9 protein-coding genes are annotated in these 19,603 nt (G+C 40.2%); 2 read left to right on the forward strand and 7 right to left on the reverse strand.

Annotated features, from left to right (window positions below):
- From PHT93_RS13070 to PHT93_RS13100, 7 genes are all read right to left on the reverse strand, one after another.
- The coding region (locus PHT93_RS13070) for a glycoside hydrolase (RefSeq protein ID WP_300243742.1) at window positions 1-1,813 on the reverse strand (1,813 nt) is incomplete at its 3' end.
- A 17-nt stretch (window positions 1,814-1,830) separates the two neighbouring features.
- Window positions 1,831-4,194 (reverse strand): beta-galactosidase, encoded by a 2,364-nt coding sequence (locus PHT93_RS13075; RefSeq protein ID WP_300243744.1) that lies wholly within the window; start codon window positions 4,192-4,194, stop codon window positions 1,831-1,833.
- A 152-nt stretch (window positions 4,195-4,346) separates the two neighbouring features.
- Window positions 4,347-7,466 (reverse strand): glycosyl hydrolase, encoded by a 3,120-nt coding sequence (locus PHT93_RS13080; protein WP_300243746.1) that lies wholly within the window; start codon window positions 7,464-7,466, stop codon window positions 4,347-4,349.
- Between the two features lie 114 nt (window positions 7,467-7,580).
- A complete protein-coding gene (locus PHT93_RS13085; RefSeq protein WP_300243749.1) occupies window positions 7,581-9,104 on the reverse strand; it encodes a RagB/SusD family nutrient uptake outer membrane protein in 1,524 nt (507 codons plus the stop codon).
- Window positions 9,105-9,129: 25 nt separating this feature from the next.
- Entirely contained in the window at window positions 9,130-12,252 is a 3,123-nt protein-coding gene (locus PHT93_RS13090; protein ID WP_300243752.1) for a TonB-dependent receptor, read from the reverse strand.
- A gap of 216 nt (window positions 12,253-12,468) precedes the next feature.
- Window positions 12,469-14,466, reverse strand: a complete 1,998-nt coding sequence (locus PHT93_RS13095) for an ATP-binding protein (RefSeq protein WP_300243755.1) — start codon at window positions 14,464-14,466, stop codon at window positions 12,469-12,471.
- Window positions 14,463-16,403, reverse strand: coding sequence for a two-component regulator propeller domain-containing protein (locus tag PHT93_RS13100; RefSeq protein WP_300243758.1), 1,941 nt, complete (start codon window positions 16,401-16,403; stop codon window positions 14,463-14,465). Before PHT93_RS13100 ends, PHT93_RS13095 begins: the two co-directional genes overlap by 4 nt.
- 69 nt (window positions 16,404-16,472) lie before the next feature.
- Here PHT93_RS13100 and PHT93_RS13105 point away from each other — a divergent pair, with 69 nt between their 5' ends.
- Entirely contained in the window at window positions 16,473-17,258 is a 786-nt protein-coding gene (locus tag PHT93_RS13105; protein ID WP_300243760.1) for a Cof-type HAD-IIB family hydrolase, read from the forward strand.
- A gap of 26 nt (window positions 17,259-17,284) precedes the next feature.
- The gene (locus PHT93_RS13110) at window positions 17,285-19,282 is read left to right on the forward strand and encodes a tetratricopeptide repeat protein (RefSeq protein WP_300243762.1); all 1,998 of its coding nucleotides are present in this window, start codon (window positions 17,285-17,287) and stop codon (window positions 19,280-19,282) included.
- Window positions 19,283-19,603: the final 321 nt, after the last annotated feature.

Genomic DNA, 19,603 nt, shown 5'->3' on the forward strand with positions numbered 1-19,603 from the left:
GGGCATACGTTCCGTGTCCCATTTGAAAGAGGGCTTCCATCACATATTTTTCCATATAAGGACTGGCATGCCACTGTTCTTTCAGCACGTTGAATATACGGCCATACTTATCCTTATCTGCAATGCCGGAAATCACAGCCATCGCTTGTACACGATCATCCGTTTCCTTTTGATATTGGGGATGGCGGTAAGCGTACCCGTTCCAACACTTATTATATGCCTGTTTCACCGTTTCCATGATTGTCCTGTAGCCTGCTGCATCTTCCAGATATCCCAACAGTTCCGCCATTTGTGCAGCACTCTTTAAAGCGAGATAATGCCAGCTTGCCAGTAACAGGCGAATATCTATATTTCTTCCCCAATCACCCCATGACCATCCTCCGGCTCTGTATTCCGTCAGCCCGGTAGCATCCTGTTTCCATACTCCCAAATATTTCTTCACATGAGGGTAAACATCGGCGATAGTCTGCCGGTCGCCGGTATTCATATAATAATTCCAGAATCCATACTGACCGACACTTGCCAACATCTGTGCAGGCAGTTCGTCTTTATAATTGCCGGCAGGAACCGGAGAGAAGAGCGTACTGTCACTTCTTTGCCAATTAACCAGTTCGTGGATGGCTTTCTTCATCAAAGCATGAGTGGAAGTGGAATACGTATAAAAGCTCTCTCCCATTAATACGACTACATCGCCCCACCACTGCGCGCGCTCTCTGTCCGGACAGTCGAAATAAGTATCCCGCATATTGACGTAGAGAGTTCTCAGACCTTTCTTCCAGAATTTCATGTAGAAATCATTATCACACGAGAAAGTTCCTTCAGGAGTTCCATCATATCCGGTTTCCCGATAGCTGATTTTATTGATTTGGACATCGGAGGTCTTGTCATGTCTGATTATAATTTTCTGTCCGTTGAGCCAGCCTAATGATTCATATTCACGGTTGCCTTTATCGGTGACGTATTCAGCGCGAAGATTAATTTGTCGTCCCCCATTCAAATGGTCTGTTTCAATAAAAAGCATTGTTCCTCCTTTGCTATCGGTTACGTCAATGATAGGCGTCATCTGCATGTTGTAAGGCAAATAAGCGGTATAGACCACTTCTTTTTCCGTGACCTGTTTCTCAAAGCGGGCTTCTTTTATGCCAAAATCTTTCCAAAAAGGGATGGGTCGTTTTATTAACGCATTCCAAGGTGCATCGCCCCAAACACCGATTTCTTTTGAAGGGGTGAATCCGGGAGCTTTGTCGTATACCGCCGTTTGCCACCCAGCTAAATCCTTTTCTGCAACAAAACGGATGTTGGACTCGGGCAATCGCCAGTTGGGTGCTGGCTCCAAAGCTGTTTCGTAAGCCGGATGAATCCTGCTTATCCATGAGCTGTCACTGACGATCCGGTTTTTTCCGGCCTGCATATTAAAAATTAGTCCGGCTTTACCACTGTCCTTGTGAGAAAAACCTTCCTTTCCAAAATACCAAAGTAACAGGGCTATCTGATTCTTTCCTTTTTTCAGATAGGAAGAGAGATCCAATTCATCATAATAAGAGTCGTTGGGATTGGGACCTCTTTTCAGTCCTCCTTCAAAAACCACCATTTCTCCATTAATCCAAAGCCAGTATTTTGTATCTGCCGCAATTTGAGTAATAACGGCAGAAGGAACTTTGTTCAATGTGATGTCTTTTCTGAAAGCAATCCAAGTATTAGGCTGATTGGGCGTTTCCTCATCGGCCGTAATCCATTTGGGTTGTGCAGTCAATGTGCCGGAGAAAAAAAACAGTAATACATAGCATGCCCAAAGACAAATGTGCGTTCTCATTTTCATAACGTATTTGGTTATTTGATTATAGTTAATTTCAGTTCATACACCGGCAGTATGCGGACAGACCGGACGCCTTGCAAAGATAAGTCAAGATTCTTTTTAACCGAAGGGTCCAGATAAATTTTCACTTCGGGAGCAAAAGGTATGATTTGCAACAAGTATTTCTTATTACCCGCCTGTTTCATTCTGCCCAAATCGAACATCATCGGGCCACCCCAATAATAGTCGTCGGCAATAAGCTCACCTTTATCATACAATGAACCCGTATCACCGGTATAGTCTATAAGCATATAGGCATTCTTCATCGAAGCAGGAAGTTGGGGCGTTCGGATGGTATAGTACAATGAAGAAGGGACAGGCTTAAAGTTTACGAAATACTGAGGCCCCGGACAGTTTGCCGGTGTATTCTCCCGGCGGTTGTCTTCGGGAAGCAATGGCCGGCGGGGAATGAAAGATTCAGGATTCTGTTCTTTTTGACAAGTAGCCTGTAAGGATACCCCCAGTGTTTCAAAACGTACAGTCAGGAACTTCCCCTGTTTTTGAGTCTTTACAGACTTTCCATTTTCTACATTCCAACGGGTGTTTGCAGGATATATCCTCATTTCAAATTGAGTCTTATCTACATTCCGAATGATAATTTCTTCCTTAGAAGGGATGATTTGCGAGGAAGTGATGCACAAAAACTCTTCGCCTCCTTGCTGTATCTTCCAACTTTTGCGGGCTTGCTCAGAAGTCAATAATAAAATCATTGTTTTCTTGCCGTCTGATGCCGTGAGCTGAATTTGATGTTCTTTTTCCGGATCGCAATTCAAGGTATATGCGCCCTCTGCTTTATTTATTTTACGACCGTCGAGCGTGATTTTCTTCAGGTTATTGGCGAAGAATCTCAATCCGGAAGCTGTACCTGTATGAGAAAAAAAAACGTATGTAGGTATCTTGTTCTTTAAGACATAGAGTGGTTGTACTGTTGCATAATGCAGCAGATGCCCGTTTATGTCTATATTGAAAGGCATAATCAGTTGTTCACCGGATGCGATATCCAGTTGCGGGAAAACAAGTTCGGCACCGTCTTGCTGTTGAATGCGGATACGGATGTCTTTCAACTCCTTCATTTCCAACAAACGCTGGTAGTTGTTGATAAAGACATAGCCGCTGTTACCATGACTGCGAACGCTCATTCGCAGGTTTTCATTATCTTCCGGTTGCAACGTATGCCGATCGGGGAAAGTGGGGATGGTTGTTGCCAGATGCGATCCGAAATCGTCCAGAAAAGCGTGAAGTACTTTCAGGTCATAATATGATTCGTTCAATTGACCGTATTCGCCTATCGGAGCATTGAAATCGTAATTAATGACAGGATAATCATTGGGGTATTTCGTAGCTTTCGATTCTTGGAGCGTAGAATACTTTCCGATGGGGTTGGAACCACCGTGATACATATAATACCCCATCATGTTAGCCCCCGAACCTACTTTGACATAACTTTGTGCTACCACATCTTTGGCAGTTATAATTGGGCGGCGATGGTAAGTGATCTGATTGCCGCCACCCATCTCGGCAGTACTGTAAGGATATTGAAGTCCGTCGGCCGTAGTATCTTCTTGCTTTCCCAGCAAATCGGCACCAACAGAAGGGTCATTCGCCCACGAACTATACAGGTAATTCCTCGACAAAGGCAATTCTGTCACTCTCGAATTCCACGGTGCTTCGGGATAACCGCCCCATACGGGAATCAGTTCGGTCTGCTTCAAATCGCCCTTTGGCCAGCCTGTTGCCGTATAATAAGGTACATCCATACCCGCCTGAATAGCCATCCGCTTCAGATTCAGCAGATGATTCAATCCGGCTTTATTGTTGAAACGGTATTCATTTTCTATTTGCACACCGATGATTGGACCCTCATTCTTGAAATAAAGTCCCTCGGCCTGTTTCCCAATTTCAGTAAAGAAACGTTCCACATGCTTCAGATAAAGGGGATTGTCTCTACGCAGCCCTCCTTCTGTGTGCATCAACCAATCCGGGAAACCTCCATTTCGAATCTCTCCGTGACACCACGGACCGATGCGCAGCCACGTGTACATACCATGTTTGCGGCATAGTTTCAGAAAATGACGAAGATTACTGTTACCGTCCCATGTATAGACGTTTTCTACCTCTTCGTGCATATTCCAAAAGACATAAGTTGCAATCACCGTCACTCCGGAAGCTTTCATCTTCAATATGGATTCTTCCCAATCGGTTTGAGGTATGCGCGCGTAGTGAATTTCGCCCATTACCGGATACCAAGGCTGACCATCTTTCGTATAATACAAACTATTCAGAGAAAAAGTATGACCGGAAGGTGAAGTGTGAGAACCTTGCTTCAAATGTTCTTCCATTAATGCACGGTCCTTTGGCAAAAGGACGGAATACTCCTTTTGTGCCCAGCTATAGGTACTGATTAATAAACTTATAAAAACTAGCAGTAATTTTGGTATTAGATATTTCATACTATATTCTGTTGTTTAATGATAAAATCATGAGTAATGATTCATTCTGTTGAGATACAGACTTGTACAGGGTCTATGAACCCGAAAGGTATCATATAATAATCATCTGTCCAAATACGCAACTCATTATGTTTGTCTAAGCGAAGATTATGCCAGTCGCTGTCTCCTTCCCCATGTGGCCAGCCTCCTGTTCCCACAAAGCTAAGAGCGGATACCCCTTTCAGTTCTCCACCTTTATGATGATGAGGACCTAATAAATTACGCAAAGAGTTTGTCAATGTAAACTCCAACATATTTTTCCCTTCAACTATAAAATCGGTTACATCCCATACGAATGGAGAAGCCATACGTGGTTCCAATTGTTTCCCATTGAAACGCAATTCATACACAACAGCCTCTGCTAACGGAATATTGATGTAATATCGCTTTCCCGCATCTCTCTTCTGCAATTCAAAAGAATTACTTAAGACAAATTGTCCAGCATAAAAAGGATAGCCTTCTGTGGCTATATCACCACTAAATACTTCGGGCTCCTTCACTAACGAAAATTGATTGAGCCGATGTACTGGCTTGGCTATAAAAGTCTGGGTTGCATTCTTTTCTGTATCCCACTGACTAAGAGTTTGTGATGCTGCACGGACTGCAAAATCACCAATCAAATAGATGCTTTCCAGTTCTGTACCATAACGATGAGCATTCATTGTATCAGTAGGATTGGGGGCAATAAAATTCAACGATAACTGAATTGTATTATTCCCTTTCTGCAACAGGGGAGCAATGTTCTGCGACTTTAAAAAAAACACATCACGATAATATGCATCTCCGAAACCTGTGACTTCTCTACCATTTACACTTATATCGCTATACATTTGAGGACGTTCCACAACAAGTTCACAATTCTCTGGGATATCTTCTATATTGACCTTAAACTGTAATTGCATAGGAATATTCTCTCCTTTCCCGGACATTCGCCTCATGATAGCAATCAGAGGCTCAGGCTGCGTAGAAATAGTGGAACCATTGATTGAATAAGTAGCAAAATCCAATGTGAGAGCATTCGGACTCAATTTATGCCCTTGCCAGTATTGTTCCAAGACAGCACAAGGGTGCATCTTCCCTGACAAACGATATATGTCACTTGCATTTGACGATTCCGATAAGCCGCCCGTCGTAAGTATAAGGAAGCCGGCAGGCTCCAATTCCAGTTCGATGTTTCCTGCATTATCCGGTACTGCTTTATAGGTCTTTACAGTAGATGGATTCCAAACAACCGGATTCTTCTCGTCACCGTTTATAGTATATGTAACCTTTTCCGTCTTTTTTCTACTAATATTTGTAAACATATACATATTTCCCATAGGTGTGGTCCGCTTCTGAGTATATATTTCTGCATCCATAGTGTGAGAAACAGTAAGAACATCGAGATTTTCTTTAAGCGTATTTGAATCATTCACAAGCAAAGTCGATAATTGTTTCAATTCATCCAATAACAATGTATTTTCTTCCGCATCTACATAACGAGGATATCCATTCAAGATTAATATCTTACCTCCACTACGGGCAAAGTCTAACAATTTCTGTATTGTACTATTCCTGAGAGTCAGCAATTCCGGTATCACAATCGTATTATATTCCATTTCACCTATTTTCAATACCCCCTTCTCGTTATATCCTATTTCTTCGATAATCTGTTCATCTCCTAAATCAAAATCGCAATGAACTCTCATCATATTTTCCATCGTAGAATAATAATCTTTTTCCAGTTTCGTTCTTTCTTCTTGAACAGCAATATACATACTTTCCAATGGAACCAGTAATAAGGTTTTAGCTGCATATTTGCCGATAGTACTCAAGTAACAGAGCCGCCCCATATAATCCTGAATGTATCTGTATTGCTCCCACCACGGTTGCTGATAAGACAAAACCGGCGGATAATCACGTTTACGTTCACCACGCATACTATACAAGGCCAAATGCTCCACAAAGAAATTAACACCTAATACAATATGCCAATTGGCAATCCATTTCTGATCTTCAAAATTCATATTCTGACCGGAAACACCGAACAACTCACTCATCCGACGCTCTTTACCATACTGGTTGCCCACACTTGAAACACTCTTGGCCACATTTAATCCGCCAGCTACTCTTAATTCCAAATGATCCATGCCCGGCATCCCTTCATTCCTTAGCTGACGCATCAAATTACCAATGCCGGTTTGACATCCCGACAAAGTCTCTTCCGGAAAGAAATGTCCAGTCAATGTCAATCCGTTACGATTGCAAAAATCACCTAGCTGACCCGCAAATGACTTTTCATACTGCATAGCAGCTATTTGCCAGAAGTCCAGCCTAATCTTCCTAAAATCACCTTTTTCCTCAAAGAGAGATCTAAAATAATCCGCAATATCGTATCCTTTTACTTCATTGAAAGTTTCTCGGAAAGCCGGAGAATAACTAATGACACCATCATAACGCTTTCCATTTGTTTCCGGCTGGATATCGGGTTCGTCAAAGAAGATGCCTTTGACCGCATGATTATATTTTTGCTTATTACGGTCAGCATAAGTCTGATAGGTGTGTGCGACAAATTCACGGATTGCCGTAGGATTCAAATAATCCACTTTACAAGTGCCGTTGAGCCAGAGATTTCCAAATTCCGCTGTCATACAAACATAGTTGTAAATACTGTCACTGCTCACCAGAACTCCATTTTCGGGAATAGGGGCATTTTTTGAAATACGTGCAAGATAGTGCCCGCGAAACTCTTCACTTTTGCGTGGCACATATCCCCCGGCATATCCGCTTGGCCATTTATACTCATCATAAAACCATGGATTTACTCCACTCTTCACGCATTGATTTACACCGGCATCGATGGCTTCCCACCAGTCATTTCCCCAATATTGAGTAAGTAAACCCTCACGAGCATGAAAGAACACTCCCCCGATACCTCCTTTTGCAAACTCCTTAATTTGTTTGCGAATTAAATCGGGATACAAGCTATCATTCAGAGAATAAAACAATGAAGCTCTATATTCTGCGGTGGGATTCTTAAATTCTTCAAAATTAATGCAATTTCGGTCCTGGGCATCTTTATGACAACCTACTGACAATATAGAAGCAAACAGAAGGAGTGTTGTAATTAATATATTCTTCATCAGTCCAATATTTTATGAAAACGAATCCGGTTAAAGGACTCTAACGATTACAAACAAATATCTTCCAATCTAATTTATGTATCAAAAAGGAAGATATTTGTACACAACACATTTTTATTTCGTATAACCCTGATTTTGTTCCACTATTCCTCCAGCCTCGGTAATAACAGACTGTGGAATAGGGAATAAGACTTGGTAATCTTGAGCATTATTTCCACGTTCACGAGCTAGGCTGATATAGACTCCATGACGAATTAAATCTTGTCGCCGCTGACCTTCACAGAAAAGCTCGCGTCCCCGTTCTTCCAATAAATAATCACGGAATGCTTCTTTACTGGAAGTAGCGGAAGCCGGTATAGTGACACCTGCCCGATCAGTTATCTGTTTCACCGCATCAATGGCATCTCTTGTGGGACCATTATTCAATTCGTTTACAGCTTCAGCATACGAAAGCAAAACTTCGGCATAGCGCAATATCGGCTGGGCTTTCTGAATACCATAATTAGCAAACTGAGTGTCTGTAAATTTAAGAGGTATTGCTCCTACCATTCCATTGCTACGAGTTCTTAATTCACCATCATTTGTATCATACTGGCAAAGAATAGTCTTTTTCCGAACGTCATCGTCAGAGAATGTATCATAAAAATCCCAACGCATACAGAATACTTGCCAACCGGAATAATATGCATCATTATTTCCACGCATATATGAACTTCCAAGATGATTGTAACCACGCTTAAAATCGCTTGGCAAAACTTCGGTTACATAATAATTATCAGATGCTGAATTTGCAGGAACAGACCAAATATGCTCTGCAGTACAGGAATTATTAAACAAATCTTCATAGTTTCGAATAATAGAGTATCCCATCTTCATTAGTTGCTCGGTTGCTTCTTTCGCCTTCTCCCATTGTTTTTGATGCATATATAATTTCATTCCAATTCCATAAGCTATGGCTTTGGACATACGTCCCCAATTGTCCGCATCATCATTATATTTATCAGGAAAAGAAGAAGTATTAATTGCATCGTTCAAATCTTTTTCAATATATCCCACATATTCATCAATAGACGGACGTGGCAATATGGTATTGTCCATCAATGTTGCCGGATCCAATTTTACGTTAACCGGTCCAAACCAATCAAGAAGCGTAAACATATAAAAAGCACGAAGGGTCTTTGTTTCAGCTATATAACGATTGCGAATATCTTCCGTAGCACCGCTACTTTTGCTTATCTGATCTATAATATCAGTGGCACGCGCTACAAAACGGATGATATTATAGGTATTATCAATAGCTCCACCAGTAGAAGGACCAACATTAAATTCATCATAAGTATGACTGGTGTAATGACGGACAATATCAGTAGTGACCATACCTGCCGGATAATAGGCATTAATATCCGCATTGAACAAAGCATTATACCATTTGCCCGTTCCACCGTCACTATACCCCCAATTAGTAGTACAAGGTAGATAGATTCCAGTTACCGCCGCATCCATATCTCCTTCACTTTTAAAGAAATTGTAAGGAGACATATCTGTGAAATTCTTTGTCTCTAAAAGGTCATCGCAAGAGGTCAACATTGCTCCGGACAAGGTTACACCTAAAATTATATATGCAAAAAACTTATTCATAATATACGAGTTAACTAATTAATAACTAGAAATTTAAATTAAATCCGAAAGACAAAGACAAAGCTTGGGGATATGGATTGTCTGTGCCCAGTTCCGGATCAAAACCTTTATATCCTGTAAATGTCGCTATGTTCTGCGCATCCACAAAGAAACGCGCGCCACGTATAAATTTACTTTTTGTAAACACAGACTGTGGCAATGTATATCCTAAAGTTATGTTTTTCAACTTTACATAGCTGCCATTCATTAAATGAAAATCATTCCTGCCTGAAGGATTCGAACTGTCATACACATTAGTAGCGATACCTGGCATCCATCCATTTCCTGTCTGGCTATTCCACACATCTGTTATTATTGTCTTATAGGTATTGCCAGCCGCCGTACCATTATTACCGATTATTCCGGTATCAGGTACTTGTCCTCTCCATTTCTTGTAGCCAAATGCTCCGTAAAAATAAAAGTTCAAATCAAATCCCTTATAGCTGAAAGTATTACCCAATCCTGCATACCAGCGAGGAGTAGTATTGCCTAACTTCACTACATCTTTAGAATCCAGAACATTGTCTCCATTTACATCTACGTATTTGACATTACCCATTGTTGCATTCGGCATATAAGCAGGAATATCTTCGTTTGATGTAATAATACCATCTGTTTTCCAACCATAAATGGCATCTATCTCATCTTTCTCACCAATATAATCGGCCAACGCTACTTCCGGATTACGCTTTACCCAACTGGCCTTGAAATATGATAAATTGACCGTAGTCTCCCATTTCAAGTTTTTGGAAGTCAAATTGTCACTGCGTAAAGAGAACTCAAATCCCTGACTCTTTGTTTCACCTATATTAGCAGCAACACGCCCTACTGCATTATTCGAAGGAAGCTGCTGATAATCAAGCAAATCCTTTACTCCGCGATGAAAGAATTCGATAGAACCGCTGATACGTTGGTTGAACAATCCGTAATCAATGCCAACATTAAGGGTATAATTGGTTTCCCATTTCAAATTCGGATTTTGTATCTGAGTCAATGCCAATCCTGTATGCATGGAACTTCCTATCAAATAATTGTATCCGGATTGATACAATGACTGTGAGTTGGTTCCCAATACATTTTCATTACCTACCGCACCATAACCGACACGAAGTTTCAAGTCGCTAAAAGGAGTTTTATCCTTCATAAAAGCTTCTTCATTAATTCGCCAAGCCAGAGAGAAACTTGGGAAAATACCCCATTTGTTATTTTCCGCAAAGTAACTGGAACCATCCCGACGGGCTGTGAAAGTGAAAATATAACGGTCCATCAATGAATAATTCAAACGAAGAAATTGTGATAATTTAATGCGCTCATTTCTCCACGAACGAACCTTCTCCTTTTCTTTATCACTGGCTATACCCACATTATTATATCCAAAGGCATCGGTAAAGAAGTCCATGGCTGATAAACCGAATCCGTTACTGGTAGTCTTATAATAGCCTGCACCTAACACACCGGAAACACGATGTACTTCATTGAAGGTCTTATCGTAATTCAGAAATGCTTCTGCACTTATATTCACAACTCTCGCATAACTTAACTGCGCCTGCCCTTCCGGAACTGTAGTATTTAACGCTGACACAGGAAGATAGAACTCGCGTGAACTTGACTGACTATCATATCCGCCTACCCCACGCAAAGATAATCCATCGAACAGTTTCAATTCAAAAGTCGGTGCTATAAAAATGCGTTCTGTCGTAGTCTTATCCTCAATATCAGTAAAAGATACCGGGTTGTTGATTAACTTATTATAAGACCGGGTATAATTTCCGTTTTCATCTTTCACCGGTATATCCGGAGCATAACGTAAAGCGTTCAATATCATATTATCACCATTACCGGCAGAACCTACGGATGTACTGTTTGCCTTCACATTAGAATAACTCATTTTGATGCCGGCCTTAAATATCTTCGTAAACTCCTGATCAAGATTCATGCGGATGCTATGACGTGACAATCCTGACTGTTTTAGCATTCCGACATTATCATAGAAATTGTATGAAAAGAAATATTTAGTTTTATCAGTACCGCCATTAACAGATATATTCTGATCAATAATATATCCGCTTCTTGTAACCTCATCCATCCAGTTAGTATCGGTAGCATAGTCATCTACACTTTTAAAGATAGGATTGTATCCGCTCAAGTCTATTGGATTTTCACCATATACTCCCATCTTATTACTATAAAGATAGTATTCTTTTGTCCACAAATTAGCTTGTTCACGAAAATCGCGTGCCCCCATCACTTCGGGATAATCTTTTTTGAGTTGTGCTGTGAATGTACTTCTGTATTCCACTTTCGGTTTACCGGATTTACCGCTTTTGGTAGTTATTAAAACTACCCCATTGGCAGCTGAAGCACCGTAAATTGCAGCTGCTGAAGCATCTTTCAGAACTTCAATACTTTCAATATCACTCGGATTAATACTGTTCAACGGGTCACGATCTACTCCTGTTTTGTAGTCATAAGTTCCTGATTCAAGGCCCGGATCTGCTGTTGTGTTATTCTGCAAAGGTACACCGTCCACCACATAGAGAGGAGAATTACTTCCGCTTGGTGAAGCTGCGCCACGAATATTAATGGAAATACTGGCACCCGGTTGGGCAGAACTTTGAATAGCACTCATACCAGTCACTTTTCCCTGTAGCATCTGACTCACACTGGAAGAACTCACAACATTCAGTTCGTCAGCTTTCACTGAAGCAACCGCACCGGTAATATCTTTCTTGCGCGATGTTCCATAACCGATAACTACTACCTCATCTAAAGTTTTAGTATCCTCATGTAATTCAATTCTCAACGCTTTTTTACTATTCAGAATAACTTCTTGAGTTTCATATCCTATATAAGAGAATACTAATTTATCACCGATATTCGCATTCATAATAAAAGCACCATCCATATCAGTTATAGTACCCAAAGTTTTACCTTTAATGGATACATTTACACCAATAAGAGGTGCTCCATTAGAATCTACAACCTGCCCTTTAATTGAACTAACTTGTTGTTGAATTTCAGTTCCTGTTGTTGAAAATGCTTCAACCGGCATGATGCTACCTAATAAAAGCCCACTCATGCAAAGTGAAAATAATCTGTGTCTTTTCATTTGTATTTTAGTTTAAAAATTACATTGCAAATATAGAACAGAAAGGATATTAACGAGAAAGAGAAAATGAAATCATAACAAGACAAAATGAAAATAAACAAAAGAAAAAGGACACACAAAGATAAAAAATAGACAACCATATTGTTCAACATATTAGCAGGCAAGACTAGTCGCTGAAATCAACCGTTTTATTAAGATAAAACCACTGTAAATTCATTATTTGCTCTCCATATACTGCTTGGGTGTTTTCCCGTATTTTTCTACAAAACATTTAGAGAAATATGAAGAATCGGAATAACCTACCATATACATAACTTCTGAAATCATAAACTGTTTTTGAGACAAAAGCATCGCTGCTTTTTTCATACGTATTCCTTTGATATAATCAACCGTAGTATAACCGGTCAATTGTTTTACCCGACGATAAATCTGTTTTGAATTATATCCTGATAATTCCGCCAATTTTGCTACGTTCAAATCCGAATTAGATATGTTTTGCTCAATCACATCCGTTATATATTTCAAGAATTTCTCATCAGCAGATTCGGTGATCATCATTTTATTTTCCAAAATTTTTTCTTCTTCCTTCAACTTACGCACCAATCTGTATTTATTACGCAAAATCCGCTCGATATGAATAGTAAGTTCTTTCATTTCAAAAGGCTTGGAAATAAAAGCCTCTACCCCCAATGCCAACAATTCATACTCGGTCTTCTTATCATCTTTTGCTGTTAAGATGATTATCGGAATGGTAGATGTCGCAATATTCATCTTTAGTTGCTTCGTCATTTCCATGCCATTCAGAACAGGCATCATAATGTCGGCTATAATAATATCGGGCAAATATTGCAATGCCATTTCCGCCCCCATTTTCCCATTATAAGCTACAAGACATTCTATATCTCGCAAGTTCTGCATTATGAAATGGGCGATATCCACATTATCTTCAACAATCAATACTTTGCAATCCGATTCGTCTTTATCCAGCAATATCGAAGTATTCTCATTTACATTTTTTCCAATCTGTATCACAGGAATAGTAACATAAAAAGACGTTCCTTTTCCCTCCTCTGACTCTACATGGATTGCTCCATGGTGCAACTCGACATTGTCTTTGACTATTGACAGCCCTATACCCGAACCGTTTTCATTCATAGGCTGATTTTTGGAAACTTGATAAAAGCGTTCGAATATATGTGGTAAATCATTGGCAGGAATACCTATCCCATTATCAATTACCTTCAAACAGATGTTCTGAGTTCCTTCGGATTCTGCCTGCAACAATGACAATGATACTTTTACCTCTCCATTATCTGTTGAGAATTTGCACGCATTTGATAATAGATTATTCACTACCGCCTCAATTTTAGAGATGTCAACTTCGACAAAACACTTATCTACATCACTATGAAAGGTTATACTTATATTTTTGTTCTTCATGCTTTCCTGATAGCTTTTTACAATACTATCTATAAAAGTCACAAACTCCAATTGGGATGGATAAAGTTTCTGTTGCACACCCACCCAATCTTTTATAGTAAGAATCTGATGCACAATACTATTGAGCTTTAAAGCATTCCCATGAATTAAGGAGAGTAATTCTTTGGTTTGCACATTTTTCGTATCAGCCAACAACTTACTAACCGGACTAATAATTAAACTTAGGGGAGTTTTCAGTTCATGAGACATATTGGTTAGGAATTCCATTTTTAAATCGGATAGTTCTAATGTCTTTTCTTTTTCAATACGTTCGATACGGAATCGATTTTTATCCCTAAAATATTTAATCACCCATACAATCAAAAGACAGGCAAACAGTGTATAAATGCCTTTAGCCCAATAGGTCCAATACCAGGGATTATCAATCCTAATGTTCAGTCGGAAATAAGCAGCATCTTCTTTGATATCGCCATGAACAAGTTCTTTTAGCTCAAACACATAATCTCCCGCTTCCAGATTACTATATGATATACGTGTACCTAAATCCCCGATATCTCTCCAGTCGCTATCTACTCCTTCCAACTTATAGACATAACGGGACCTTAGAATCCCCTCATATCGGGTATGCAGAAAGTCAAGTCCTATATTATTCTGAGAATGTAATAAATGTAACTGTTTTATGGAACTTACATTTTGAGTTGTTATCACATGATTATCATAAACCTCGTGAGGATATACAGGCTTATCATTCACATACAGTCTACTTAATATCAAACTTCCTTCATTTTTCTCGCCCTCCAATAACTCTTCTCCTTTAAATGCCAGACATTGGTCAATTCCCCCTGCCCATATTTTTTTTGAATATGCGTCGTAATATAAAGTGAAATAAGAATCTCCAATCCCACTATAAACAAACTTTCCAGTAGTTTTATCATATACATAAATGCCATCCGATGTACCATCCACAGTTGTTCTCCGGCATCTTCCAATAGTTGAATATGATTATTATGGAATATAGAATTACTGATAATCTCAGCTTTATGTTCATCAGCAGTTATCTTACATAAATATGTACCCATGGAAAGCCACAAATTACCGGATTTATCATGGAGCATCTTTTTAATTTCTCCTACCGGCAAACGCCGCCCTTCCTCAAGAAGAGCGAACGGACGAACTTCTTTCTTTCTAAAATCTATAAAATCGAGATATTGACCACCAGACGAAACCCATAGACAACCATTCTTATCCATCGATCCAATTTGAACGAAATCGCTATGCAAGCCATTGCTACCTGAATGATAATAATTTTCATCAGCTATATACACTTTTCCTTTTTGGGAAAGTAAGTTCTTCTTATTCACCACAAAAACTCCTCCGCAATATGCAACCAGATATAAATTATCGTGATTATCACCGCTGATATAGTACGTCCAGTTCGCATTTCGTGTATGTGTTGAATCTACAATCTGATAACTTTCAAAAGTTTCTGTTGCATAATCAAACCGATTGATACCTCCATCCGTAGCTACCCACAAATCCTTATCCCAATCCTCATAAATATCTCGAATACGATTATGACTGATCGAATGTCTTCCCTGATTCATTTTAAACCATATCGATTTTCCTTTGACAGGGTTATAGTATCCCAACCCATTGCTACCTCCCCACCAATAATTATTACGTGAATCCCGATGTATACAATGAATATCATTACCTTCGTCCGAACCAACTAAATTATCCCATGAATAGACATCTACAATGTGTGAATTGTGATAAACAGAGATTCCCGATTCGGTTCCTAACCATATATTATGTTCCTTATCCTCAAACACTGTCCATATAATATTATTCACCAACGAATTCACATTTTTGGAACTATGCACGATATGCTCATATCGCTCCTGCTTCCAATCATAGATATAAAGTCCGTTATCGGTTCCTAACCATAATACATCATTTGTACTTATATGAATGTTCTTAATAGGGGCGTTGGGTAAAGATGTGATATTAGTGAATTCACCCGAAGTAATATTATATTTGCAAAGTCCATTTTCCGTGCCGATCCACGCCCATTGATTTATGGTATCTACTCCTATCGAAAGTATTAATGATGAAGATTTGGAAGTTATAGGGAGAGATTCATAAGTTTCGGTTACCGCATCATAAAGATATAAACCATGATAATTTGTGATAAGGAAACAGCTGCTATCCAACCTGACAATAGGATCTACAGGTGAATAAGGTATTTTATCAACTAACTGAAAGGTTACTTTTTTCGTGTTGTATTTAATCAATCCGTTCAATGTACCCAATAAAATAATCGAGTCATTCATTCTTTGAATAGTTCTAATGGCTATGTCGGAAGAAGAGAGCAATTTATATTGATCGGTTTCCAGATCAAGGAGAACAAGTCCTTTTGCAGTTCCCAGATAATAATGAGTAGAATCTTGTTTGAGAGAACAATAGACGGAAATTTCTTTTGAATCCCCATCTGTGTCCGATATTTTATGCCTGCGTACACCCTGACCATCAAACATACCCAAACCATAAGAAGTGCCAACCCAGATGACACCTTTATCATCTTGAAAAAAACAACGTACAAGCTCTTCTCCCCTATTAAAATTCGTAAATTCACGTTTTCTTTCTATCTGAGCATAGATAGATATACAAAATTGTAACAACAAAAGTAAAGTCAGCACGTGCTTTATCATATTATTCAGGTATAAATTCGTTTTATACCACAAAAGTAGTACTTTTGTACTCAATTCAAAAAGGAATTTATGACGAAAGCTTTATTTTTTGATATAGACGGAACGCTGGTCAGTTTTGAAACTCACCGTATACCATCTTCTACCATCGAAGCGTTGGAAGCTGCCCGCGCAAAAGGACTAAAGATATTTATCGCTACCGGACGCCCGAAAGCCATTATCAACAACCTTTCCGAATTGCAGGACCGGAACCTTATCGATGGATATATAACCATGAACGGAGCCTATTGTTTTGTCGGTGAACAGGTTATTTATAAAAGTGCCATACCGCAGGAAGAAGTGAAAGCAATGGCGGCTTTTTGTGAGAAGAAAAGCGTCCCCTGCATTTTCGTAGAGGAACATACTATCTCTGTCTGCCAACCTGATGATATGGTGAAAAAGATATTCTACGATTTTCTGCATGTGAATGTGATCCCTACTGTATCTTTTGAAGAAGCAACAAGCAAGGAAATTATACAGATGACTCCTTTTATCACGGAGGAAGAAGAAAAAGAAATCCGACCGTCCATCCCTACCTGCGAAATCGGACGCTGGTATCCTGCCTTTGCAGATGTTACAGCAAAAGGAGACACCAAGCAGAAAGGGATTGATGAAATGATTCGTTACTTCGATATTAAACTGGAAGAAACGATGTCATTCGGAGACGGTGGAAACGACATCAGTATGCTTCGCCACGCAGCCATCGGGGTAGCCATGGGACAAGCTAAAGAAGACGTGAAAGCTGCCGCCAATTATGTGACGGCTCCCATTGACGAAGACGGAATAAGTAAGGCTATGAAACATTTCGGAATTATTTAATAATTTGCAAATACGTCAATGTGTCAATGAGCGTAGATACTGATAACGCCGCATTTCAAGATGCACTGAATCTGATTCAATATACCCGCCAATCGGTTTTTCTGACAGGAAAAGCCGGTACTGGGAAATCTACATTCCTGCGTTATGTCTGCGAGCATACCAAGAAAAAGCATGTTGTACTTGCACCGACCGGGATTGCCGCAATCAATGCCGGTGGAAGTACCATGCACAGTTTCTTCAAACTACCTTTCTATCCACTATTGCCGGATGATCCTAATTTAAGTCTCCAACGTGGCCGTATTCACGAGTTTTTCAAATACACCAAGCCACATCGTAAGTTGCTGGAACAAATAGAACTGGTCATTATCGACGAAATCTCCATGGTACGGGCAGACATCATCGATGCCATCGACCGTATCTTACGAGTTTATTCACATAATCTTCGCGAACCTTTCGGTGGAAAACAACTCTTATTGGTAGGAGACGTCTTCCAACTGGAACCCGTTGTAAAGAACGATGAGCGGGAAATTTTGAACCGCTTCTATCCCACTCCTTACTTTTTCTCTGCCAGAGTGTTCGGACAAATAGACCTGGTCTCTATCGAACTTCAAAAAGTATATCGACAGACAGACCCTGTATTCGTCAGTGTCCTCGACCATATCCGCACCAATACAGCTGGAGCGGCAGACCTGCAACTACTCAACACCCGCTACGGAAGCCAGATTGAAGAATCGGAAGCAGATATGTACATCACACTCGCCACCCGAAGAGATACGGTCGACTCCATTAATGAGAAGAAATTAGCAGAACTCCCCGGAGAACCCATTACTTTTGAAGGGGTTATCGAAGGAGACTTTCCGGAAAGCAGTCTGCCTACTTCACAAGAGCTTGTACTCAAACCCGGTGCACAAATCATCTTCATCAAAAATGATTTCGATCGCAGATGGGTAAACGGTACGATTGGTGTCATCGCCGGAATTGATGAGGAAGAAGAAACCATCTACGTCATCACCGACGATGGAAAAGAATGTGACGTAAAACTGGAATCATGGCGAAATATCCGTTACCACTACAACGAAAAAACAAAAGAAATAGAAGAAGAAGTATTAGGCAGCTTCACTCAATACCCCATCCGGTTAGCATGGGCCATCACTGTTCATAAAAGTCAGGGACTGACCTTCAGCCGAGTAGTCATCGACTTCACCGGCGGTGTATTTGCCGGAGGACAAGCATACGTAGCACTTAGCCGTTGTACCTCACTGGACGGCATCCAGCTCAAAAAGCCTGTTAACCGTGCCGATGTCTTCGTCCGTCCCGAAATCGTCAACTTTGCCGGACGCTTCAACAACCGCCAAGCCATCGACAAAGCCCTGAAACAAGCACAAGCCGATGTGCAATATGCCGCTGCCTCACGTGCCTTCGACAAAGGGGATATGGAAGAATGTCTGGAACAGTTTTTCCGTGCCATCCATTCCCGCTACGATATTGAGAAACCTGTTCCCCGCCGTTTGATCCGCCGCAAACTCGGCATCATCAATACACTGAAAGAGCAGAACAAGAAGCTCAAAGAACAGATGCGCGAACAACAGGAACGTATACGACAATACGCCCACGAGTACCTGTTAATGGGAAACGAATGTATCACCCAAGCCCACGACGTACGTGCCGCCCTTGCCAACTACGACAAAGCTCTTAGCCTCGATCCGAACTACATAGATGCTTGGATAAGAAAAGGAATCACGCTCTTCAACAACAAAGAGTACTTCGACGCTGAAAACTGCTTCAACACCGCAGTCAACCTCCATCCGGCAAACTTTAAAGCGGTCTATAACCGCGGAAAGCTCCGGCTAAAAACAGAAAATACAGAAGGCGCCATTGCCGACCTGGACAAAGCCACCAGCCTGAAACCTGAACACGCCGGCGCACACGAACTCTTCGGAGACGCCCTGCTAAAAGCCGGAAAAGAAGTGGAAGCTACGTTACAATGGAGAATTGCAGAGGAACTGAAGAAAAAGAAAAAGTAATAGTTCACCACTGATTTCGATTTAATCTACAACTATTTAAGTTTGAACTAAAACGGGTTTTCGGATTGAGCCAGAATCTCGTCCTTTGGATTCCGCTAATTTAAAAATAAGAATCCCTAAAAAATTCTCCTTTATCTCTTATTATCAAAAACTTTTATTAGTTTTGTTCTTTGTAATATCTCAAACTCTTAAATAGAAGCAAATGAAAAAAGGTTTGAAAATCGCAGCTATCACAGTAGGAGTCATCATCATTCTGATGTTCCTTCTTCCTTTCGCCTTCCAGGGAAAGATAGCCGACATTGTAAAAACAGAAGGCAACAA

Origin of the sequence: Massilibacteroides sp. (assembly GCF_028705895.1) — a bacterium.
In the GTDB taxonomy this organism is placed as follows: domain Bacteria; phylum Bacteroidota; class Bacteroidia; order Bacteroidales; family Tannerellaceae; genus Massilibacteroides.